Below are 24,306 nucleotides of genomic sequence, written 5' to 3'. Positions count from 1 at the left end.
GGCAAGGCCGCTGTGGGTGGCGCCATTGGCGTGGTGTACAACGGCAGTGATTACAGTGCCAATGTCGCCAACACCGATATTGACCTGACCGGTGATCTGGCGGTTGTCGCACGCAATGAAACCGATGTTCTCGCCGGCACCATTGGCGCCGCGGGGGCCACAGATATTGCTGTTGCCGGCTCTGCTACGGCCTTGATCGGCCGCGGCTCCGTATCCGCCGAGCTGGATATGACCGGTCGCACCCTGAACGCCGACGATCTGACGGTTCAGGCGCTGAAAACCGGCGGCTTCTACTCGCTGGCCGGCAGTATTGCCGGCAGCAGCAACACGGCTGCCGTAGGTGCGGCATTCAGCATCAACGACATGCAGCAAAGCGCGACAGCGAATATCGTCGGTGGCACCTATGAATTGACCGGTGACGCCACACTCAGTGCTGCGCAGCAGAGTCGAATCATTACTGCAGCACTGTCCGGCTCGGTCTCCGCCAGCGGCTCCGGAGTCGGTGCCGCCATGACCTACAACCGCATCGCCGACACGACTACCGCAGAGCTGAGCTCGGCGCTGCTGAATGCACGAAACCTGACCATTTCCGCCAGTCAGCCTAATCTCGGTGCCAGCATCTGGTCGCTGGCGTTCAACCTGGCGGCCGGCGGGGGATCTGCCGGCGTTGGCGCCGGTGTGGCGGTCAACCTGATTGACGCCGAACGTGAAGCAAAACTGAGCAACAGCACTGTCAATCTCAGCGGCAATGCTGCTATGACATCGGCCCTGGATGGCGAAATCTGGAGCATCGGTATCGATGCCGCCGGTGGTGGGACCGCGGGCGTGGGTGGCTCCTTCGCGGCCAACAACATTAACGGCAAGGACGAAGTCAGCATTTTCGGCAGCACCGTTAACGCTGCCGGCAGCAACCAGACATTGTCACTGGATGCCAGTGCAGGTCAGGGCTTGACCATCGCTTCGCTGGCCGGTTCGATTACCGGAGGCGGTACCGCTGCGGTGGGTCTTGCTGCGTCGGTCAACCGCATTGCCGCTGATCGCCGCGCAGTGATCGGAGGCGGCAGCCTGATTGATGGCTTTGCCGATGTCAGCCTCAAGAGCGGTGTGCAGCAGGCGATCTATTCGATCGCTGTTGCCGGTGGCGGTGCCGGTACGGTAGCCGTTAACGGCGCGACCACCACCAATATTCTGGATGGCGAGGAGCGGGCAGAGATTCTCGATAGCCAGCTCGACAACGTGGGTAACCTGTCGCTGTCTGCAGCGGAAGGGGACCGCACCATCTGGGGCCTTGGTGCGGTTGTCAATGGCGCCGGCACCGCTGCGGTAGGGGCCGCGAACGTCAATAACATCATCCTTGCCAAACGAGTGGCGAAGATTGACGAGTCGGCCATCGCACTGACCGGAACCCTGAATCTGAGCAGTGGCGGCGATGCGCTGATACGCTCCGCCGCGTTGGGTGGCGGCGGTGCCGGCACTGCCGCAGTCGGCGCCTCCATCGCGGTCAACGTGGTGGCTGGCGAAGAGTCTGCCAGCATTGAAAACAGCGATATCGACGGTGCCAGTGAACTGACGGTCGAGGTAACTCGCGGCGAGGTCGATATCAAAACCCTCGCCGGCAACGTGCAGGGCGCCGGCAGCGGTGCCGGTGCCGGAGCGGTCGCTGTCAGTACGGTTACTCAGGTGCGTCAGGCCTGGATCGGCGACAGCTCTGTGGATCTGGCAAGCGGCGCCGATGCCCGTGTCGAGGCGCTCACCCAAGCCAACATCGATACCCTGGCGCTCAGCGGTGCCGGTGCGGGCACTGCCGCTGCCGTTTTCTCCAATACCAGCAACAATATCGATGCGCGTACCTATGCGCGGGTGCTCAACAGTGGCGGTGACGCGGACCGGATGCTGGTCAGGGCGCGTGATGCCTCCAGCATCAATTCGCTGTCGGGTGGCATAGCAGCCGCCGGCAGTGTCGCCGTCGGCGTCGCGACGGCGGTGAACCGCATCAACAACGATATCGAAGCCCGTGTCTCCGGCCGCCATACGGACGGCGGATTCACGCTGAATGACCTGGCGGTGCAGGCTGAGTCGGATGCCGAGATCAATACCATCTCGGTCTCTGGCGGCTTCTCCGGTACCGCGGCGGTCAATGGGGGTATCTCAACCAGCATTCTGGATACCCGCGCGCGCGCGCTCATCGATGGTGGTGCGGCCATTCTGGCCCGCAACAACGTCGCAGTGACGGCGTTCAACAATGACACCGTCAATTCCTATGCCGGTGTTGTCGCCGGCAGCGGCAACGCGGCTGTCTCCGGTCTGGTAACAGTGAATGTGCTGCAGAGCGAAACCGAAGCAGCGATTCGCGGTGCCACAACCGAGGTAACCGCGCTGGCACTGGGTGCCGGCGTGTCGGTTGATAACGGCGAAGTAGCCAATGCGCCGGATACCGATGCCTGGGCTGATGCCGAACAGTTCAATCCTGTGCTCAATCTGCAGACCGGCTCAGAGCTGGTCAAAGGGGTGGCGGTAAGAGCCACATCGCTGCAGCAGACCGGTCAGACCAGCGTCAGTGCTGCCGTATCTCTGGTCCCATTGGCCAGCGCCTCGGTTGGTGGTGTGAGCAATACCCAGGTACTGGGTGGCTCCACACTGGCGGCGATTGATGATGCGCAGATCAACCAGTCCAATGCGGGCGCTGCAGCGGATCAGCAGGTCAGCGTGGGTGCCGCCAGCCATAGCTACAGCTTCGGCGGTGTGCTCAACGCGGCGCTTTCGCTTGGCGCTGCAGCGGTCGCTGTGACCGCAGATACCGGCGTGATCAGTCGCGACGTTACCGCACGGGTGCGTGGCGCCAAAGTCACCAGCCGTGGTGCGATGGACGTTGATGCCAGTGCTACCAACTCGGCCAGCAATATTGTTGTCAGTGCATCCGGTGCGATTGTTGGTGTAGCCGGCAGTGCCGCTGTGCTGGTGCTTGAAGGCAACACCGAGGCGCTGGTCGATGGCGGCAGTGACCTGACCGTTGGCAGCCTCAATGTGAGTGCAGATGCGATCAACAGCCTGGCGCCCAGTGCCGATACCGCCAGTGGTGGCGCGGTTGGCGCCGGTGCCGGTGTGGCGGTAGGTTACAACCGCAGTACCGTGCGTGCCTGGCTGGGTGCCCAGCAGGGCAGTAGCGAGGCCCGCACCAAGATCACCAGCCCCGGCGCAATCAGTGTCGAGGCCGACAGCGTGACCCGTCTGCTTGGCAACAGTGTTAGCGTCAGTGGTGGTGGCGCTGCCATGGCGGGCTCGGTGAACGTGTTTATCGTTGAGAACGTCACCGAAGCCGGAGCCGGCAAGCTGGATCTGGGTACGTCTGCGAACCGGGCCGGCAGTCTGACGGTAGACGCCTACGACAAGTTGATTGCGCTGAGCAATGCGGGTTCTGCCGCGATCGGCAATGTATCCCTTGGCGCCAGTGCCAACGTGCTGGTCGCCAACAATGCGACCCGCGCGATGCTGCTCGACTCGCAGGTGTATACCACCGGAGAGGTGAAGGTTGCCGCTGCGCGCGATGTGGATGTGCAGCTTTACACCGTCACCGGTGGTGTGGGTGGCAGTGCTGCGCTGGGTGGCAGTGTCGGTCTGCTGATGCTGGGTTCCGGCGCGACCTCGGTCGAGGGTACCGATCCGCTGGATGAATTGAACAGTGGCGGTAACGGCACACTGTCCATGGTTGACGGTTTCACCAGTCGGGAAACCGCCGAAACCGGCTATGACACTGTGGTCTACGATAGCGCAACCGGTGAGTACGTTATCGAGCGTCGCAGTAACACAGACGAGACCAATCTGCTCAACCAAAGCGGGCAGGTTGGCTCCAGTTCGGATCGCCTCAAGGCGGGCACCACCTACGCCCACGAGACGCTCGCCCGTATCAAGGGTGGGCGTGTTGATAGCCAGGGGGCCGTCACGGTCAGCGCGCTCGACTCGATTGCAACGCGCAATCTCACCGGCTCCGCTCAGCTGTCAGGCAGTGCGGCAGTGGGCGCTGCGGTGGCCTACACCCTGTCCAATGCCCGAGTGAATGCCGAGGTCGATGCGACCGTACGTGCCGCTTCGCTGTCGGCCACGGCCAAGAGCAAGGCCCTTAACGGCGAACCGGCGGTGAAGGTCGAGAGTTACACCGGCGCTGCGGGATTTGCTGCCGGTATTGGTGCGGCGGTATCGGTTGCCGATATGAACAACACCATCGGCGTCAATCTGGGTGGTGACCAGCAATACGGCAATGCTCTCAGCGCGACTGCAGAAGATACCCTGGGACTCTCGGTGAAGGCCGATGGTGCCGCTCTGGGCGCCGTGGCAGCTGGTCTGGTTATCGGTACCGGTCTGCGCGACAGCACTGTGGGTGTCAACGTGACGGCAGGCAGCAGTCTGACGGCCAACGGCATCAGTCTGTCGGCCAATGGTGCCGGTTTGCTCAGCGTAGATACGGTTGGTGCGGCGGGTGGTCTGTTTGCCGCAGGTACCGCCGTCGCGGCGCTGGGTATCGACAGTACCCGGGTTGCCACCGAAGTGGGTGATGGTGCCATGCTGGACGGCAAGGCCGGCGGCGTGACAGTGCAGGCATCCGCAGCGCCGCAGATTGATGTCAGTGCCATCGGCGCAAGTGTGTCTGCAGGTGCCGGCGTGGGTGCCTCCTACGCCCGGGCGCAAGGCAGCACTCGGGTCACGGCCAAGCTGGGTAATGCCGTTGATATCAAGGGCACCGGCGGTCTCAAGGTCGCTGCCAAACTGGATAACCAGCGCAGCGGTAACGAGGTTGATCCCGACGAGGCAGCGGTCCGGGCGCGTTCGGTTGCCGGCAGTGGCGGCCTGTATTTCTCTGCCAATGGTTCAGTTGCCGAGGCGGTTAACAGCTCTACCGTCAGCGCTACCACAGGAACTGACCTCAAACTGCCCTCCGGTCGGGTTGAAATCGATGCCCGTAGCGAAACCCAACAGTACGCCGAAGCCACCGGGATTGCGGTCGGTGGGTTGGCGGTTGGGGCATCTGTTGCCGAGGCGCGCTCGACAACCACCACCGAGGCGAAGCTGGGTGATCGCGCCAATGATCGTCAGGGCGCGTCGCTGCTGACTGATCTGGTCGTCTCTGCCGACGGCGAGGACATCAATCAGGCCAAGAGCATCGCGGGTAGCGGCGGTCTCGTCGCGGGCAATGCCACCATCGCCCGGACCCGCACTACCGGGAACGTGTATGCCGAGATCGGCAAAGCCGTTGACATTGCTGCCGATAGCCTGGCGCTTACCGCCAAGTTCAATGCCCTTTACGGGACCCATGCCAACTCGGTCAACGCCGCGGTAGTGGGCGGCAGTGGTGCCAGCTCCGATAATGAGGTGACAGTCACTACCCGAGCCAGGATCGGTAATGATGCCGAACTGTACCTTGGGCAGGACGCATTGCTCAGCGCCAACTCCAACATCTACACGCGTCATCTTGGTTCTGCTGCCAGCGGTGCCGGTGGCGGCGTGATCAGCGGCCAGGCGGTCACCAATCGGTCTGATGTGACGGCTGATTCGCTGGTGGATATCGGCGAACGGGTAATTCTGGTTGCCGGACTGGCCGGTGGCGATTATGACGGCAAGCTGATTGCCCGTGCCTTTACTCGCCATGAGGTAAACGAAAGTGTCACGCTCAGCACCGGTGGTGCGATTGCCGGCGGCGGTGCGGACAACGTTCACGATGCCAGCTTTACCAATGCGGTCAACGTGGGTGATGGGGCAACCCTCACGGCCTATGGTCAGATCGGTCTGGGTACCTACACCCTATCGTCGTCAGCTATCGAATCCCTGGTCAGCACCTGGGGAGCAGCAGGTGTCGGTGTCGCGAATGCCAAGGCCGATATTGCCAGCCAGCAATCCGTGTCCGTAGGCGAGGGCGCGACGCTGTCTGCGCTGGGCAATATCGATCTGTCGGCAGGCCGTGATCCCGAGGGGCTGTGGCAGACACGCATCAATGCCGATACCGTAGCGCACAGTGTCGTGCGCGGTATTATTGCGGTGCCTGATGCGCGCGCCGAGAGTCTGATCACTAACGTTGCCGGCGTTTCCGTTGAGCAGGGTGCTTCGGTTCTTGCCGCGCGCAACATCACCGCAGGCGGTTACAACGGGCTTAACGCCGCGCTCGCCGATGGCGAGGCGCGAGGTTATCAGCTCGGTTTTATCCCGGTTACCAACCGTGACAGCAGAACCAATGTCGTGCGCGACAGCTTCGCCCATCTTGATGGTAACTTCCTGGCCGGCCGTTATAACGAGCTGATCATCGATATCGCGCCCAACGGTAATGTGACCCAGAGTGCCGGTTTGCCGGTTCTGGTTCTCAGCACCAGCAGCTTTGTTCCGACTGATTTCCTTGACAGTTACTCGGGTATTGACCCGGTTACCAAGCAGATCCTGCGCAGTACCATTTCCAGTTCGGCCACCGGTTCGGTGGAGCTGGGTTCCATGCTGGCGGCAGGCGGTAATATCACCGTCAATGCCGACCGGCTATCGGGCGCCGGTACCCTGACGGCCAACGGCGGTCCCAAGATCCAGGTGACCAACCGCAGCAGCAAGTATCTGCTGGTAGGTGACGTGCTGATTCCGGATGAGCCGGGCGGCCATGTGCTGTTCACCGGGGGAGCCGATCGCTCGCGCTTCACCAGTGGCACCATCAATGAGGTCAACGCTGATCGGCGAGCCCAGGTGCGCATTGACAACAGTTACAGCGGTTACTCGGGCAACGTCAGCTATGGCCCGGCCATTTTCCTGACCGGCGATATCTACAACCTGGGTGGTTTGGTTCATATCTCCAATGCCAAGGGCTCGCTCGGACAGTTCGGCGCTACCTTCGGCCAGCAGGTGCTGGTTGAGGTACCGGAAGGCTCGATGTCGGTCTTCCAGCCGAACGGCTACTGGTCTGTCGGCTCAAACCCGCTTTCGGAGTGGAAGAGCTTCGCCGGCGTGACCGGTTCCACCACTGTCGCCATCGAACTGATTGCCAACTATGTTTACGGCAGCAGTGGACTGTCGAACAACAATGCGGGGCTGCTCCTGCAGGGAGCGCCCAGCAGTGGACAGTCCGGTCGCAGTGATGTTCTGTTTGGAGGGTGTCTGCCTGCGTCGGTAAGCAGCGGCAGTAACTGCTCGGAGAGCACCGGGAAGTCCTACACCGGGCTGGCGTGGCAGTTCCGTGGCATCGATAACGCTGCGTCCTGGATGCCGATTCTGCGCCAGCGCAATCTTCACAGCAGCACCGCCAGCTATGCGTCGGCTGATCTGAGCGGCAGCGCTGCCAGCAAACGAATAGTCGGCGGTCAGGTTGGTATTCAGGCCCGCTATATCGACATTAACGGCACCATTTCGAGTGGTCAGGCAACCAGCCGCACCCTGACCGTCAGTGCCAGCCTCGACAATTGGCTTGCCAGCCATTACTGCGCCAGCAACACCTGTGTTTCTGCGGTCGACATCCCGTTGGAATATCTGTCTGCCAACAGTGGCAGCGCGTTGATTCGTGCCAAGTACGACTTTGTCAATCAACGCATTCTGGTCGATGACGTCAACGCCTCGGGCGGTGGTTACGTCTACCTCAAAGGTGGCATCATCAGTACCAACCCACTGGGGCGGATCGAGGTCAACAACGGTTACGGTCAGGTCAGCATCAACAACCTGTCGCAGGCGCAACTGCAGCTGGGTGCCATTGATACCGGCGCGGGATCGGTGGGTATCGTGCAAATCGTCGATACGTTCAAGGCACCGGTCTCCGGCCAGTACGCCACGTCCTGGTATGTGCACACCCAGGGCAGCGGCCTGTCGGTTTTCGATAACCGCAATGGCGGCACCTCCATCTCCAACGCCTACCTGGTGAGCAGCTCCTCCGCCAGCAGTGCAACGTATACACCGAGTACGAATCTGCGCTATGAGTGGAGCCAGCAGGCATCACTCCATCGAACATACAGCTACGACGGCGACAGTTACTATGTCAGCGACTGGGCGTGGGTCTACCCGTCAGGGCAACCGAATGATCCCTGGAATGTCAGCACCGGAAACGTGGTTTACGGGAACTCGTCGCAAGGCGTGTATGAGCAGAATATCAGCGGTTGGCTGAGCAACTCCCTGAGTTTCGGCGTCAACTACCATGGTTGCGAGGGCGGCCTGGGTTCCAATTGCCACTGGGGCTTCAAGGCCAGTGGTCAGTACACCAGCGGTGATCGCGCCGGTGAGTACTACTCGCAGTGGAACTATCGTTTCCCGCTCGACGCATCGATCACTATTCGCCATTCGGTCAAGGCCGATAATCCGTTCCAGATTGCCTTTATCGGAAACGCGACAGGGCTGATTGAAGCGACCACACTCAACGACCTGTATGTGGGCGGTCGTCTGAATAACCCGGGCGGCTCGACTACGCTGACGGCTGGTGGCGATATCATCGATATGCCTGACGGCAGCGTCTATACCGGGCATCTGGCCCTTAACGCCGGTGGCGAGATCGGTAACGCGGGCAATCGCTTCTCCGCGAGTTTGGCGCCGGGCGGTACCCTGACCGTTCAGGCCGGCTCGGCTGGTGTGAACCTGAACTTGGGTTCTGATGCCATTATCAAGCGTGTTGATGCCGGTAACGGCAGTGGCGATGTGGTTATTTCGGCTTCCGGTGACCTGCTTGGCAGCCAGCAAACCGCTGCTGCTACCCCGCACGTTCGCGGCCGCAACATTACACTGACCAGCCTGTCGGGCGGCATTGGCGAGAGCGGCAAGGCTCTGCGTGTTCATGCCAAAGAGGTTTCAACCCTCAATGGCGGTGTTGAGCACGGGGTACTTAACGCTACTGCCAATCGCGGTATCTACCTGCACGAAACCGAAGGCGACAGCTGGGTCGGCAGTATCCGCTCGGAAACCGGCGACGTCTGGCTGCGGGTTGAGCAGGGCTCTCTGTACGATGCAGGTCGTCGCCTCGCCTCCGACACGCTGGATGAAACCCAGCGCAAGGCGGTTTGGGAGAAACTGCGACTGACCGAAGCCTATGGCGCCGAAGATAATATTTACGCCACCTCGGTCAAGCCGTTCCAGGATCTGGTGGATGCAAGCTACCGTGAATATTGGCAGCTAAAGGCGCTGGGCAGCGTCAGCGGCTCGGAGTTTGTGCTTGATGCCGGCAATCTGGCGTTCATGCGGCCATTGGCTGAGTTGAAGCTGGGTGTCTCCGGGTTGACTGATGCGCAGGTGCAACAGTTTGCCAGCGAACGCTTTGCCGAGCTGGAATCCTTCTTCAGCAATAATGTTGCGGGCGACTGGCGGTCGCAGAGCGCATTCCAGAGTTATGACGCGCTGTTTGCCTACACGGCATCGGCAGCGCAGATCGAGTCGCTTACCAGTGACGCGATCTGGACCGAGAATGAACTGCTGTACGCGATCGAGCTGGCGGCGCTGCGTCCGTCTTCGGGCACCTCTGTGGGTTCTGCCGAGCCTAACCTGACCGGGCGTCATGTCACTGTGCAGGTTGCCGGTGATGTTGGTCAGCTGGCTGATGCGTTGCTGATTGATCTGGCAGACCTCAAGTCCGGTGCACTCAGTGCCGAGCAGGCTGCCGCGCTGGCGCTGGCCAATGCACCGGGTGATGTGGTGTTCAACCGCAATGATGCCGGTGAAGTGGTCAGTCTGTCGGTTAGCCGAACTGCACCTTTCTATGTAGAGGCATCCGAGCGTTTTGATGCCGACGTGACCGGATCGCTGTATCTGCAGTCGGCGGGTGACCTGAAGATTGGCTCGGTCAGTGCCGGAGAGAATGCGCGGCTGGCCGCAGCCGGCAGCATTCTGGCCGCAGAGGGCAGTGGCTTTGGCCAGTTCCAGGTTGGTCAGGATCTGACCCTGCAAGCGGGCACCGGCAGTCTGGGCACAGGCGAGAGTGTAGACACCATGCTGACCCTGAATGTCGGCGGGCGCCTGCTTGCGGCATCCTCAGGTCAGGATGTGGCGCTGCGCTGGGCCAATGGCGACTTCGAGATTGGCCAGGTGTTTGCTGTAGGCGACATTCATCTGGACGCCATCGACGGCAGTCTGATCGGTGTGCTCGATCAGGTGAGCGTCAGTGGCCGCAACATCCACCTGGTTGCCAGGGACGACATTTGGGGCGTCGACGGCGCGCTGCAGATCGAGTTGCAGTCTGCCAGTGCGGGTGAGCTGTCTGGCTATGCCGGCGGCGATGCTGACCTGAGCAGCGGCAAAGCCCTGTCGGTTGGCGAGCTGGCTGCCGAGGGTGATCTGAGCCTGAGCAGCGCTGTTGATCTGCAGGTGCGTGATGTGCAGTCAGGTGCCAACATGCAGCTTGATGCCCAGGGTGACATCACCGTCGCGCAGGCCCAGGCGGGCGGCAATCTGCTGATCAATACGCTGTCTGATGCGATCCTGACCGGCAGTGCGCAGGCAGATGGCAATCTGACCCTGCTGGCGAGCAGCCTGGACATGGCTGACGACAGCCGTTTCAGTGCCGGCGGCACGCTGGCGCTGACCACTGTCGGCGACATGCATCTGGGGCTGCTGGAAAATACCGGTACCGCCGCCACCCAGTTCCTGCTCAAGGCTGGTGGCTTCGTACGCGGCAACGGCGACGGCCAGGTCAACCTCACTGGTTCGCACGCAGGCATCGCCGAGATCGAGGCGGGGCTTGGCATCGGTAGCGAGACCACTGCCTTGCTGGTCGACTTGCCGCAGCTGACGTCGGTAGAGGCGTTGAGTGGCGATATCTATCTGCAACACCGTAACGACCTGTCGATCGGCAGCCTGCTGGCGCAGGACGGTCACGTGGTGCTGGGCAACAATGGCGGGCTGCTGTCGGCCGGTACGCTGGATGCCTATCAGTCATTCGACTTCACCGGTGGCAGTCTGACTGCGACCGAAATCTGGGCGCGTAACGACGACATGGTCGTTGATGCCAGCGGTGCTGTGGACATCGGCTCGCTGTATACGGCGGGTAACCTCGAATTGCTGGTTGATGGTGAACTGGGTCTGACCCGCGCCGAGGTCGATGGCAACGCACTGCTGCAGCATCGTGGTGCTGCCGGTACTGCGCTGCAGTATGGCAGCCTGATTATCGGCGGCGATCTGACTGTGAACGGCGCTGGTGACTGGCAAGGCACCGAGGCCATCGTTGAGAACAACGTGGTGTTCGACGTTGGCAGCGCCGATCTGGGCAGTGTCGACAGCATTACCGGCACCCTGTCGCTGGCAGCCAGCGCGCTGTTTGCCGCCGAGCAGCTGACAAGCCGGACGCAATGGGTTGACCTGCAGGCCGGTTCCGCTCTGCTGGGGGATGTTGAGGCCTATTCGACGCTTGATGCGCACACCTTCGGCGACCTGACCATCGGGACCGGTCGCAGTGGTGGCAACCTGACGCTGACTACCGAAGCTGGCTCGCTCGGAACCATCCGCTTCGGCGAACTGGCCGACGCCGAGGCCCTCGATGTGCTGGTTCCTGCCCATCTCTACTCGGGAGCAGACCTGCTGGTACAAACCGACGGTGACGTTTTTGGCGGCAATGCCGAGGCCGAAGGTGAAGTCCGGATGATCGGTCGCAACCTGTTCTTTGGTCGAGCCCAGAGTCTCGGCACCGATGTGTTCCTGCAGGCAACCGGTGATGCGGGGCAGGGCGACGGCAACATCACCGGCCTGATGGTCGAGGCTGCCCGAGATGTGGCCATCCTGGCCAACGGCAACCTGCTGATGCCGACGGTTCGCTACGGTGGCACCTACTCGTTGAAGGCTGGCCGCGACCTGACTGTCGGTATCGGACAGGATATGAGTCTGGGTGGGTCGGCAGAAGCGGGCCGTGATCTGACCTTTGTGGTCGGCGGCTCTGTTGATCTGGCCAATGTGACGGCCGGCCGGCATGTGAGCATCACCTCCGGCGAGTACATCAACATTAACGACAGCGTCGTGGCCGGAGGCAATATTCTGCTGGATGCGGCAAACGGCGACATTACCGTCGGCAACGACATTATCTCTACCGGCGTGCCCTACCAGGGTGAGTCGCTGAGCGGCAATATTCACCTGACCGCATCTGGTGACATCCGCGCCAGGACGGTGAGCACAGCGTTGGGGCAGATTGACGCTGACGGTCACCACCTGTCGTTCGATAACCTGATTGCCGAGCAGGACATCAACCTGCTGGCACTGGGCGCGATAGCGGTTGGTGAGAGCACCAGCGGCGGCGACCAGGACTGGAGCGCCGATGAAGACATCAGCTTCCAGCGCCTGCTGGCCGGTGGCCAGGTGCTGCTTGATAGCTTGCTTGATACTACGGGTGACGTGGTCGTGGCAGAAGGCGGCCTGACCGCCAATGCGGGTTGGCGCGATGGCACTGCCACGCCGGCGGTTATCGAGTTGCGGCAGGTGGTAACACCGACCATGAGTCTGTGGGCCGGCTCGGCTATTCGGGTTGCCGATGCGCAACTGGGTGTCGCTGCCGATCTGCATGCGCAGGACGTTGAGCTGGGTGCGCAGCAAACCGGCAGTGGTGCACTGCAGTTGCTGGTGACCGGCCTGAACAACGACGGCGCGGCCGGTGATCGTTTTGTCCTGCGGCTGCAGGGCAGTGCGGTTACAACCTCGCTGCTGGACATGGTCTACACCGACTTTGAAACGACTGCTGCCATCGCCGACTTCGACGATATTCGCAATGCCGACTTCTTCCGGTTGAGCACGCCTCAGGCGCTGCTGATCGCGGATAACCTGTCGCCGGCATATCGCGCGGACGCCAATGTGCAGCTGTATGAGCTTGATAAGGCTTTCTGGTTGTATCAAAGCGATGTATCGACCTATACCAACGCCTATGTGCTGCACCGCGATGCGACTCATCTGGTGCGAGTGCCGAACTTTGCCGAAGGGCATCAGGACGGTGGCGTCGACTACCAGGGCATTACCGCTGCGCGTTATGCCCAGGCAATGTTGTCGCCGGACATGATGCACCTTCGCCTTGGCCAATTGATGAATCGCGCTGCGGGTCTAGGAGAGGTACCACAGGAGCAGGTGCAGGTCCCTGAAATGATGGGCCCGCTGAATTTGCAGTGGCCACAGGGTGCAACCAACAACGAGGATGATGAACAGCGGTGGAAAATCTGATGGCAGCGCATGCATGGAGCACCAAGCGAGTATGGACGCTGGCGGCAATGGCCTTGCTGCCTTGCGTTGCCCACGCTCAGGTAGTATTGCCCGGTGGCGTGAGCGCCGGGCAGGTCAACCCTAGTCTGCAACGCGAGCAAATTGATGCCCAGCAGCGTCAGCAGCAGATTGAAGAGCGTGCGCGCCGAATCGAGATACCGGCTTTGCAGGGCGCGCAGCCGGAGCAGGGTGATGCACTCCCGAGCGACAGCCCGCCTTTTGTACTGAGTGGCATCAGCTTCAACCCGTCGGTCTTTCTCACCCAGACGCAATTGAAGGATATCGCCGGACAGTATGTGGGACGCGAGATTACCTTTGCTGACCTCAATGACATGATTCGGCAGGTCAACCAGCTATATACCGACGGTGGTCAGCTGACGGCCCGGGCGATTATCCCGCCGCAGTCCCTGGAGGACGGTCAGCTGCGTGTTGTGCTGGTTGAGGCAAAGCTGGACAGCGTGGTATTCAGTGGCGAGCGGCAACAGGTTGATGAGTCTTTTTATCGCGACCGAATTGGTCTGACCGAAGGGGAGACGCTGGACAGTCCGATGCTGATCGAGGCGATTCGCCGTTTCAATGCGACCAGCCAGGGTCCGCAGCTTTCTGCAGGGTTGGCTCCAGGCGAGCGCTTCGGCACAACGCGGGTGGATCTGGAGCGTTTCGAGCCGAAACGCTTCGACTGGTCGTTGTTTGCCAACAACTACGGAAGTGAGGGAACGGGCTACGAGCAGTTGGGTGGCACGTTCAACTGGTTCTCGCCGACCGGCGTGGCGGACAACATCAGCGCAGTGCTGGTTGGTACCCGCGGTAGCCAGTATCTGAATCTGCGCTATACCCGTCCGGTTACCCGCAGCAACGGCTTTGCCTGGGTTGAAGCGGGGGCCAACAGCATGGAGATCAAGCGAGGCCCGCTGGCTGATCTCAATATCGAAGGGGACTCCAGCAACTATGGCCTGGGCTTTGATCAGCCGTGGTGGCTGTCTGACCGCTGGTTGCTGCTGGGCGGCGTGGGTTACACCTTTCAAACCTCTGAAACGACGCTGGAGGGTGTGACGCTCAGTGAAGTGGACATTCAGGAGGTCTTTCTCAAGGGCCAGTTCGAGTACCGTGCCGCACCCTGGTATACCCGCTACGAACAGCGCCTGCGTCAGGCCTCGCCGGATAACGCCCTGACCGGAGAGAGCGGCAACTTTACCATTCTGACCGGCGACCTGTACTCGTCGCGTCAGTTGGGTGAGGCGTACGAACTGGTGGGCAAAGCGGGCTGGCAATATGCAACCCGTCAGGACGAGTTGCCTTCGGCGCTGCACAAACAGTTTGGCGGGATCAGTGCCCAGCGCGGCTATGAACCCGGCATCATTACGGCCCCATGGGGAGTTAACGCCAGCGTTGAAGGATACTGGCATCTGAGCGAACGCTGGCAGCCCTTTGTATTCATGGACTACGGCAGGGCTATGGAGCTGGGCGATGAAGATGTGGACCTGATCAGCGGCGGCGCCGGTATCAACAGCCGCTGGTGGCATGATCGGGTGTCTGCAAGCCTGGTGGTTGCAGGCGCATTCAAGGACGTAGTGCCCGACCAGGACAGCGGACAGGTATTGCTGCAACTGGTTTTCCGATAGGCTCGGGCTTGGAAAAAACGAAATAACCGGACCCAAGTCCGGACAGGGAGTAGAAGGATGTCAACGTTGTTGCTTTACAAGGAAATCAAGGCGCTCAATCGTGATCAGCACAAGGCGCTCAAGCTGAAAACCGATAAGGGTTGCGAGTTTGCCGCAGGCACGCACATTGTGCCGCTGGCTGGTCTGGAATTTTTCCAGGCTGCACGCAGTTATCCCATTGTGTTTATCGGTGAAGGTGATGGGCTCAGTCCGATTGCGTTGATGGGCCTAAAACAGGGATTGAACAGTTTCGTTGGCGATTCCGGGCAGTGGCGCAGCAACACATACGTGCCCGCGTTCATTCGTCGCTATCCTTTTGTGCTTGCTCAATCGGACAACGATGAGTTTACGGTCTGCTTTGATGAGGCCTATGCCGGCTGGAACGAAGAGGAAGGCCGTGAGCTGTTTGCCGAGTCCGGCGAGAACAGCCCCTATCTGGACGAGATGATCCAGTTCCTGCAGAACTTCACCGCCGAAATGCAGCGCACCCGCCAGTTTGTTGCAATGCTGCGAGAAATGGATCTGCTGGTACCGCGTACGTTGAAGCTGACCCATGTCAGTGGCGAGAGTTTTGTCCTGAAGGACTTCCACGCCGTTGATGAAGAGCGCTTCCTGGCACTGGCTGACGAGCAAGTCCTGGCATTGAACAAGGCCGGGTTCCTCGGCTGGGTTTACGCCCACCTGATGTCGCTGGGCAATGCCAATCTGCTGTTTGAAGACTATCTGGCGAACAAGCCGGCACAGACTCACTGAGTCTGGACGGGGCGGCGCTCGTCGCCCCGCTGCTTCCTACTCCTCCCCGACAACCCGGTTACGGCCATTGCGCTTTGCCGCATACATGCGCTGGTCTGCGTGATCCAGCAGGCTGCGTGCGTCGTCGGTGGGGCGCAGCGTGGCATGGCCAAGGCTGGCCGTCATTGGCAGTGGCTGGCCGTCAATCTGGAACTGCAGCTGTTCAATCGATTGTCGGATGCGCTCGGCTACCAGGTTGCAGGCGTCGGCGTCAGTGTTGTTCAGCAGGACCACGAATTCCTCGCCGCCCAATCGATAAAGCCCGTCTACGTTTCGCAATGTCGCCGTGACGCAGTCGACTACGGCCTTTAGCGCCTCATCTCCGTATGCGTGGCCATAGTTGTCATTGACGCTTTTGAAGTGGTCAACATCCAGTACCAGCAGTGAGAGCGGCTGCCCGCTGCGTTTGCTGCTGCGAATGTCGCGTTCCAGGTTCTGGTTGAGCGCGAGCCGGTTGCCTGCACCGGTGAGCGCATCGTTCAGCGCGCAGGTCAGAGCTTCTCGGTAGAGAAGTGCGTTGCGCAGGGGGAACAGCAGGGTGGCCAGCAGTCCCTCAATGCTGACGAGCTCAGCCTCGTCGAACCGCGTCTGACGACTCAATTGCAGTTCTCCCAGGTAATCTCCGGCGTGCGACATGCGATAGCTGCAGCGGTGGATTCCGTAGTGCCCATGCAGAATCGGGCTGGCTGCGCCGGTATGGCGATACTCCAGCCCATCGATATACAGCAGCTCGCGCAAGGCGTCGTAAAACATGCCCAGCACGCGCTCAAGCTCAAGGCTGGTTTGCAGTGTTTGGGTCAACTCGCGTCGGGTGTCCTGCAGGGTGACATTGGGCTTGCCGTTGCGACGTCGCTGCGAGCAGGTTTGACCGAGCTTTACGCGCGCCGAGTCGAAGTCGATGGTATTTCCCTGAACTGGCATGATTGCTTTATCCGCTAGTCTACTGACAAGGTGGGTAAAGCAATCAATGTGCCATTATTTAAAGTTCTTTATAATCAATGCCTTAGGCTTTGTTTGTTCTGGGCTATGGCTGCTTGCGGCAAAAAAATGCCGCCCTCGACCGGGGCGGCGATGGTGGCGCGGCAAGGGATCGTCAATATCCCGTCTTACTGGGCGTTGATCGCCTGACCATTGCAATCCTGGCTATCGGGGCCGAGCAAATAGAGAAATGCGGGCATGATGGCATCCGGCGCCGGATTGGTTTCTACCGGCTCGTTCGGGTATGCCTTGGCCCGCATGCGGGTGCGGGTGGCCCCCGGGTTCAGGCTATTGACCCGGATGTTGCTGGTGCCGTCCTGTTCGTCTGCCAGAACCTGCATCATGCCTTCCACTGCGAACTTGCTGATCGCGTAGGGGCCCCAGTAAGCGCGACCTTTGCGACCGACGCTGGAGGACAGCAGGACGATCGACGCATCACTGGACGCACGCAGCAGCGGCATCATGGCCTTGGTCAGCAGGAAGGGGGCATTGACGTTGACCTGCATTACCCGCATCCAGGCATCCGCCTTGACGTTGTCCAGCAGGGTGCGCGGCCCGAGTTCGGCGGCGTTGTGTACCAGGCCATCGAGTTTGCCGAAGGTATCGAACAGCTGGTCGGCCAGGTCTTCGTAGTCCTTTTCCGTTGCTGTTTCCAGATTCAGCGGGCACAGCGCCGGTTGCGGATGACCGGCTGCCTCGATGGCGTCGTATACCTCTTCCAGTTTGCTCTGGGTACGGCCCACCAGCACAACTGTCGCGCCATGGGCGGCACAACTCAGCGCGCAGGCGCGGCCGATGCCATCGCCGGCGCCGGTAATCAGAATCACGCGTCCGGCCAGCAGGTCGGCGGGGGCGGTATAGTCAAACATGCATTGTCTCCGGGTTGTGCCGGCCGCGCAGCCAGGGCTGCAGATCGCTGGCGGTTTGAACACTGTGGGTAGCCTGCCAGCTTGCAGGGTCTTCGTCTGGCGGCAGATAGCCGTAGAGTGCGGCTATGGTTGTCAGTCCGGCGGCCTGGCCCGCCTGAATATCGCGCAGGTGGTCGCCTATGAAGACGCAGCGTTGCGGATCGGCGCCTAGCTCGGCGCAGGCCTTGAGCACCGGTTCCGGGTGCGGCTTGCCTCGACTGACCTGATCCGGGCAGACCAGGCTGGCGCAGCGCTCGGCCAGACCAATCTGTTCCATCAGCGGTATGCTGAAGCGACTCAGCTTGTTGGTCACAACGCCCCAGGGCAGGCCCTCGGCTTCCAGCCAGTCGAGCAGCGGCAGGATGCCGGGGAACGGTCGGGTGTGCACGCTCAAGGCCTGCTCGTAGCGACTGAGAAATTCCTCCCGCAGGACATCAAAGCCGGGCTCGCCCGGGCGCGTGGCAAAGGCGGCCGACAGCATGCCGATGGAGCCGTCGGATACCTGTGCGCGGATCAGCGCCGGTGCCACGCGTGGACGCTGGTGGTCGTCCAGCATGGCGTCGATGACGGCCATGAAGTCGTCAACGGTGTCCAGCAGGGTGCCGTCCAGATCAAACAGAACGCCGCTGAGCATCAGGCGTCGGCTCCCAGCTGGCAGTAGACCATGTAGTTCACGTCGACGTCGCTGCCGAGTTTGTAGGTGCGGGTCAGCGGGTTGTAGGTCAGGCCGGTGATGTCCTGAATGTCCAGCCCGGCGTCACGAATCCAGCCGCCCAGCTCGGCCGGACGAATGAACTTGGCGAACTCGTGAGTGCCGCGCGGCAGCATGCGCAGGACGTATTCTGCGCCGACGATGGCGAACAGGAATGACTTGGGGTTGCGGTTGATGGTCGAGAAGAACACCTGGCCGCCGGGTTTGAGCAGGCGGGTGCAGGCGCGAATGACCGAGCCCGGGTCGGGTACGTGCTCCAGCATCTCCAGACAGGTCACTACGTCAAAGGTGCCGGCGTGTTGCTCGGCGAACTCTTCAGCGGTGCTTTGTTCATATTCGACGCTGACGCCGGATTCGAGCTGATGCAGGCGGGCCACGGCCAGCGGCGCTTCGCCCATGTCGATGCCGGTGACCTGGGCGCCGCGCTGGGCCATGGCTTCGGCCAGAATGCCGCCACCGCAACCTACATCCAGTACCTTCTTGCCCGCCAGACCAACGCGCTCATCGATCCAGTTGGTACGCAACGGGTTGATTTCGTGCAGTGGTTTGAACTCGCTGTTGCGGTCCCACCAGCGGCTGGCCAACGCTTCAAACTTGGCGATTTCGGCGCGATCGACGTTAAGACTCATGGGTATCCCCTTTGGCGATGAGTTCAGCCAGGCTGCGAGCCTGCTGCAGAATGGGTTGTGGATCGATTTCGGTCAGTTGTCCGTCACGCAGCTTGCAGCGCCCGGCAACCCAGACATCACTGACCTGACTGGCGCTGCAGGTATAAAGCAGTTGGGACACGGGATGATAGAGCGGCTGCTGGGCCAGACCGGACAGGTTGACAGCGGTCAGGTCGGCGGCCTTGCCGACCTCGATGGAGCCGGTTTCCTCGTCCAGTCCAAGTGCACGTGCGCCGGCGAGCGTGGCCATGTGCAGGGCGCTGTGGGCGTCCAGCGCGGTCGGGGCGCCGGCGACGATCTTTGCCAGCATGGCAGCGGTGCGCATTTCGCCAAGCATGTCGAGATCATTGTTGCTGGCGGCGCCGTCGGTGCCGAGCGCCACATTCAGGCCGGCGTCCAGCAGGCGCTGAACCGGCATCATGCCACTGGCCAGCTTCAGGTTTGATTCGGGGCAGTGGATCAGCTGGACACCGTGCTCGACCAGCAGGTCGAGGTCTTCGTCGTTGATCTCGGTGACATGCACGGCCTGCAGACGCGGGCTTAGCAGACCCAGCTGTTGCAGGCGACGCAACGGGCGCAGGCCGGTCTGCGCTACCGCGTCGGCTACCTCGCCGGCAGTCTCGTGGAGATGCATGTGAATCGGCATGTCCAGTTCGTCCGCCAGGGTGCGGATGCGGGTCAGGTTCTCATCGCCGACGGTATAGGGTGCGTGTGGGCCGAACGCGACGCTGATCAGGCCGTTGTGACGGGTGTCATCGCGCAGGCGCAATCCCTTGGCAATGGCCTCTTCAGCATTGCGTGCACCCGGGATCGGATTATCTATGACCGGAAAGCACAGTTGGGCCCGGATACCCGCATCCATTGCGGCGGCCGCGGCTACGTCCGGGAAGAAATACATGTCGGAAAAACAGGTTGTGCCGCCGCGCAGCATCTCGGCAATCGCAAGGTCAGTGCCCAGACGGACAAAATCGGCGTTGACCCAGCGGCCTTCTGCGGGCCATATATGGTCTGTCAGCCATGTCATCAGCGGCAGATCGTCGGCCAGGCCACGGAACAGCGTCATGGCTGCGTGGCCATGGGCGTTGATCAGGCCCGGAATCAGGACATGGTCTGGCAGGTCGCGTCGCTCGCGCGGATTCAACGCGTTGGCGGAGGCCACCGGCACAATGCCGACGATGCGCCCCTGATGGACTGCCAGGGCATGATTTTCAAGGACCTGGCCGTGCGGGACAACGGGCACGATCCAGCGTGGCACGATCAGCAGATCGAGCTCGCGGGGCAGCGTGGTCATGTTCAGTTCACCTTGCATCATGGTCGGCAAGTATACCTGCTGGTGGTGCGCAAATGCAGCGTGAAAGTGGCGGCGGTTGCTGACAGGCCGCCGCATCGGAATAGGGGATTCGCTCATGTTGCATGTAGAGACCGTAGCTGTAGACCATCCGTTGCAGGGCCTGGTCTGGTTGCCCGAGGGAAAGCTCCGGGTGCTGGATTTGCGCACGCTTGATGGTCAGCCGGCAGTTGCTACCTGCTCGGCGCCGGCCGAGGTGCTGGTTCTGATGCGTGATGGCGCCGTCTGCGGAGGGGTTGCGCTGGGGATCGCTGCAGCCTATGCGCTGGCGCTGGCTGCGCGCAGGCCGGTTCCTCCGGTTGCCTGGATGGAAGTATTGCAGCCGCTGATGGATGAACTGGCGGCGATACAGCCGATGGCAGCGGCATTGCAGTGGGCGCTGGGCATCATGCGCCAAACGGTTGTCAGTTCCAGGTCGGGGGATGACATGGCGCTGCGGTTGCTGCAGGCAGCCCAGGCTATTCAGGCCGCCGATCGTGAGGCCAATCAGGTCATGGCGCGGCTCGGGGTGCAGCTGTTGCGGCGCCACAAGGCATCTGTTCATCGGATCATGCTGCATGGCTATGGTGGCGACCTGTCCGGTGGCGGTGGTGGCACCACCTATGGGGTAGTGCGCTCTGCAAGTGCGGCAGGGCTGGTGGGCGAGGTGCTGGTCAACGAGGCCCGTTCAACCATGCCGCACGCGGAGGCGGGTGTCTTCGAGCTTGTGCGTGACGGGGTATCTGCCTCCTTGCATGCCGACGTCGAAGCCGGGCGGCTGATGAAATATGACGGGGTTACCTGGGTGGTGGTTGGTGCGGAGAAAATTGCGGCCAATGGCGACGTGATCGGTCCACTGGGCAGCTACGCGCTGGCCATTCTGGCAATGCACCACGGTCTGCGTTTTATGGTGGTGGCATCCACAGCCACCATTGATTCGAGTTTGCCTGATGCTGATGATCTGAGGCCGGATCAGTTGGGAGGAGCTGCGCCCGGTGGGTTCGGCGGCGAGGAGATGGCGCTGGATGTGACGCCGGTCGAGTTGATAGACGCGATCGTCACTGAAAAGGGCATTATCGAGCAACCGGACGAGGGCAAAATTGCCAATCTGATGAGTGTGCGTCAGCTGCACTGAGACGCTGGCGCAGGTGTGCTTCATGCTCCCGCCTGCGGGTTGTCTGTGGTATCCTCTGCCGCTTTGATCGGGCGGGACGCGTCCCGCTGCGGGCCTCGGCCTGCGGTGCGGGTTGGTCGGCGTGTTCGTCCTCCTTGCGCATGTGACTAATGCTTTTGGCATCAATGGGTTGCCGACAATAAAAGGAATGCCGTTTCATGGGTGAACTGGCCAAAGAGATCCTTCCAGTCAATATCGAAGACGAACTGAAGCAGTCCTATCTGGATTATGCGATGAGCGTAATTGTCGGACGGGCACTGCCGGACGTGCGCGATGGCCTCAAGCCGGTGCACCGTCGCGTGCTGTACGCGATGAGCGAACTGGGCAACGACTGGAACAAGCCGTACCTGAAGTCGGCCCGTGTTGTTGGTGACGTGATCGGTAAGTACCACCCGCACGGTGACTCTGCCGTATACGACACTATCGTGCGTATGGCGCAGGACTTTTCCATGCGCTATCCGCTGGTCGACGGTCAGGGCAACTTCGGTTCCATCGATGGCGATAACGCGGCAGCAATGCGTTACACCGAAGTGCGGATGGCCAAGCTGACCCATGAACTGTTGGCCGATCTGGACAAGGAAACCGTCGACTGGGTACCCAACTACGACGGCAAGGAGCAGATTCCAGACGTCCTGCCGACCAAGATTCCGCACCTGCTGGTCAACGGTTCCAGTGGTATCGCCGTCGGTATGGCGACCAATATCCCGCCGCACAACCTGACCGAAGTGATCAACGGCTGTCTGGCGGTGATCAGCAATCCCGATATCAGCATCGACGAGCTGATGGAGTTCATTCCGGGGCCTGACTTCCCGACCGCCGGTATCATCAATGGTCGTGCGGGCATCGTTGAGGCCTACCGTACCGGGCGCGGTCGCATTTACGTCCGTGCTCGCTGCCATATCGAAGATATCGACAAGGTTGGCGGTCGCCAGCAGATCGTGATTTCCGAATTGCCCTACCAGCTCAACAAGGCGCGTCTGATCGAGAAGATCGCCGAACTGGTAAAAGAGAAGAAGCTTGAGGGTATTACCGAGCTGCGCGATGAGTCTGACAAGGACGGTATCCGCGTGGTAATCGAGTTGCGCCGGGGCGAAGTGCCCGAGGTGATACTCAACAACCTTTATGCCCAGACCCAGATGCAGAGTGTTTTCGGCATCAACGTGGTCGGCCTGCTCGATGGCCAGCCGAAGATCCTGAACCTCAAGGAGCTGCTGGAGGCGTTCGTGCGCCACCGCCGCGAGGTGGTTACCCGCCGTACCGTGTATGAGCTGCGCAAGGCCCGTGAGCGCGGTCACATCCTCGAAGGTCAGGCGGTTGCGCTGTCCAACATTGATCCGGTGATCGAGCTGATCAAGCAGTCGCCGACCCCGGCCGAAGCCAAGGAGCGCCTGCTGGCGACTGCCTGGGCGCCGGGCACGGTGATCGAAATGGTCGAACGTGCGGGTGCCGAATCCTGCCGCCCTGACGGGCTCGGTGAGGAATTCGGCCTGCGCGATGGTCAGTACTACCTGTCTGCCGAACAGGCCCAGGCGATTCTCGACATGCGCCTGCATCGCCTGACCGGTCTGGAACACGAAAAACTGCTCACCGAGTATCAGCAGATTCTGGAACAGATTGGTGAGCTGCTGCGCATTCTCAACAGCCATGAACGTCTGATGGAAGTCATCGTTGAAGAGCTGGAACAGGTCAAGGAAGCCTTCGGCGACGAGCGTCGTACCGAGATCGTTGCGTCGCGCATGGATCTGACCATCGCTGATCTGATTACCGAAGAAGAGCGCGTGGTGACCATTTCCCACGGTGGCTATGCCAAGAGCCAGCCGCTGACCGATTACCAGGCTCAGCGCCGTGGTGGTCGCGGTAAGGCGGCGACCGGTGTGAAAGATGAAGACTACGTCGAGCACCTGCTGGTTGCCAACAGTCATGCCACGCTGCTGCTGTTCTCCAGCCGCGGTAAGGTTTACTGGCTGAAAACCTACGAAATTCCTGAGGCTTCGCGCACCGCGCGCGGCCGTCCGCTGGTGAATTTGCTGCCGCTGGAAGAGGGCGAGTGGATTACCGCGATGCTGCAGATTGATCTGGAAGCGTTGCAGCAACAGAGTGCCGAGGAAGGCGAAGAGCTGGATGATGAAAACAGTGTGATCGAAGGCGAGGCTGTTGAGGTCGAGTCCGATGACGCTGATGCTGAAGATGGCGACGATGACGACAGCGATGAGCCTACCGGCGCCTACATCTTTATGGCAACCGCGCGCGGTACCGTGAAGAAAACACCGCTGGTGCAGTTCAGCCGTCCGCGCAGCAACGGCCTTATCGCGCTGCGTCTGGAAGAAGGCGACACCCTGATCGCTGCAGCCATCACCGATGGTTCGCGCGACATCATGCTGTTCTCCGACGGCGGCAAGGTCATTCGCTTCAAGGAGCGCCACGTGCGCACCATGGGGCGTACTGCCCGCGGTGTGCGTGGTATGCGCCTGCCGACCGGTCAACGCCTGATCTCGATGCTGATTCCGGAGCGCGAAGCACAGATTCTGACCGCTTCCGAGCGCGGCTATGGCAAGCGTACGGTTCTGGAAGAGTTCCCCCGACGCGGCCGTGGTGGTCAGGGCGTCATCGCCATGGTGTCCAACGAGCGCAATGGCCCGCTGGTTGGTGCCGTACAGGTAGTTGACGGTGAGGAAATCATGCTGATTTCCGATCAGGGTACGCTGGTGCGGACCCGGGTCAGCGAGGTATCCAGCCTGTCGCGCAATACCCAGGGCGTGATGCTGATCCGCCTGGCACCGGAAGAGAAGCTTGTCGGTCTGGAGCGCGTGCAGGAACCGTCTGACGAAGACGAAGAAGATGTTGAGCTGGAAGGTGAGGCGGCCGCCGACGGCGAGGCCCAGCTCCCGGCAGGTGATGAGCAGCAACCCGTGGATGATCAGGAGTAAT

General features: G+C 61.2%; 10 protein-coding genes. 5 read left to right on the top strand and 5 right to left on the bottom strand.

All coding sequences use genetic code 11. The annotated features are described in order from the left end of the window. Window positions 1–12: 12 nt before the first annotated feature. The 3 genes from ACZ5WQ_RS07470 to ACZ5WQ_RS07460 are packed head-to-tail and all read left to right on the top strand — an operon-like array spanning window position 13 to window position 15,572. Window positions 13–13,119 (top strand): hypothetical protein, encoded by a 13,107-nt coding sequence (locus ACZ5WQ_RS07470; protein ID WP_464383485.1) that lies wholly within the window; start codon window positions 13–15, stop codon window positions 13,117–13,119. Then, complete coding sequence (locus ACZ5WQ_RS07465; RefSeq protein ID WP_269687082.1) at window positions 13,119–14,780, top strand: ShlB/FhaC/HecB family hemolysin secretion/activation protein; 1,662 nt, start codon at window positions 13,119–13,121, stop codon at window positions 14,778–14,780. The genes ACZ5WQ_RS07470 and ACZ5WQ_RS07465 overlap by 1 nt, the downstream gene beginning before the upstream one ends. Window positions 14,781–14,837: 57 nt before the next feature. Then, complete coding sequence (locus ACZ5WQ_RS07460; RefSeq protein WP_088273761.1) at window positions 14,838–15,572, top strand: SapC family protein; 735 nt, start codon at window positions 14,838–14,840, stop codon at window positions 15,570–15,572. Between the two features lie 36 nt (window positions 15,573–15,608). Here the strand turns inward: ACZ5WQ_RS07460 and ACZ5WQ_RS07455 are convergent, their stop codons facing one another. From ACZ5WQ_RS07455 to ACZ5WQ_RS07435, 5 genes are all read right to left on the bottom strand, one after another. Further along, window positions 15,609–16,532 (bottom strand): GGDEF domain-containing protein, encoded by a 924-nt coding sequence (locus ACZ5WQ_RS07455; protein WP_464383484.1) that lies wholly within the window; start codon window positions 16,530–16,532, stop codon window positions 15,609–15,611. A gap of 185 nt (window positions 16,533–16,717) precedes the next feature. After that, window positions 16,718–17,458 (bottom strand): YciK family oxidoreductase, encoded by a 741-nt coding sequence (locus ACZ5WQ_RS07450; protein WP_228246087.1) that lies wholly within the window; start codon window positions 17,456–17,458, stop codon window positions 16,718–16,720. Continuing rightward, on the bottom strand, window positions 17,451–18,131 hold the full coding sequence (locus ACZ5WQ_RS07445) for an HAD family hydrolase (protein ID WP_228246086.1): 681 nt from the start codon (window positions 18,129–18,131) through the stop codon (window positions 17,451–17,453). Before ACZ5WQ_RS07445 ends, ACZ5WQ_RS07450 begins: the two co-directional genes overlap by 8 nt. Next, the gene (ubiG, locus tag ACZ5WQ_RS07440) at window positions 18,131–18,838 is read right to left on the bottom strand and encodes a bifunctional 2-polyprenyl-6-hydroxyphenol methylase/3-demethylubiquinol 3-O-methyltransferase UbiG (protein WP_464383483.1); all 708 of its coding nucleotides are present in this window, start codon (window positions 18,836–18,838) and stop codon (window positions 18,131–18,133) included. Before ubiG ends, ACZ5WQ_RS07445 begins: the two co-directional genes overlap by 1 nt. Next, window positions 18,828–20,168: a TRZ/ATZ family hydrolase gene (locus ACZ5WQ_RS07435; protein ID WP_233048166.1), complete on the bottom strand. Its 1,341-nt coding sequence runs from the start codon at window positions 20,166–20,168 to the stop codon at window positions 18,828–18,830. The genes ubiG and ACZ5WQ_RS07435 overlap by 11 nt, the downstream gene beginning before the upstream one ends. 115 nt (window positions 20,169–20,283) lie before the next feature. On the opposite strand from ACZ5WQ_RS07435, the gene ACZ5WQ_RS07430 reads away from it, so the two are divergent. Both ACZ5WQ_RS07430 and gyrA read left to right on the top strand, forming a co-directional pair. Continuing rightward, window positions 20,284–21,339, top strand: coding sequence for an S-methyl-5-thioribose-1-phosphate isomerase (locus ACZ5WQ_RS07430; protein ID WP_464383482.1), 1,056 nt, complete (start codon window positions 20,284–20,286; stop codon window positions 21,337–21,339). 197 nt (window positions 21,340–21,536) lie between these two features. Continuing rightward, window positions 21,537–24,305: a DNA gyrase subunit A gene (gene gyrA / locus ACZ5WQ_RS07425; RefSeq protein ID WP_228246082.1), complete on the top strand. Its 2,769-nt coding sequence runs from the start codon at window positions 21,537–21,539 to the stop codon at window positions 24,303–24,305. The last annotated feature ends 1 nt before the right edge of the window (window position 24,306 follow it).

It is taken from the genome of Halopseudomonas sp. T1L2, assembly GCF_055397385.1.
Note: the sequence above shows the minus strand (reverse complement) of the source record. Positions and strands in the feature narration are given on the sequence as shown.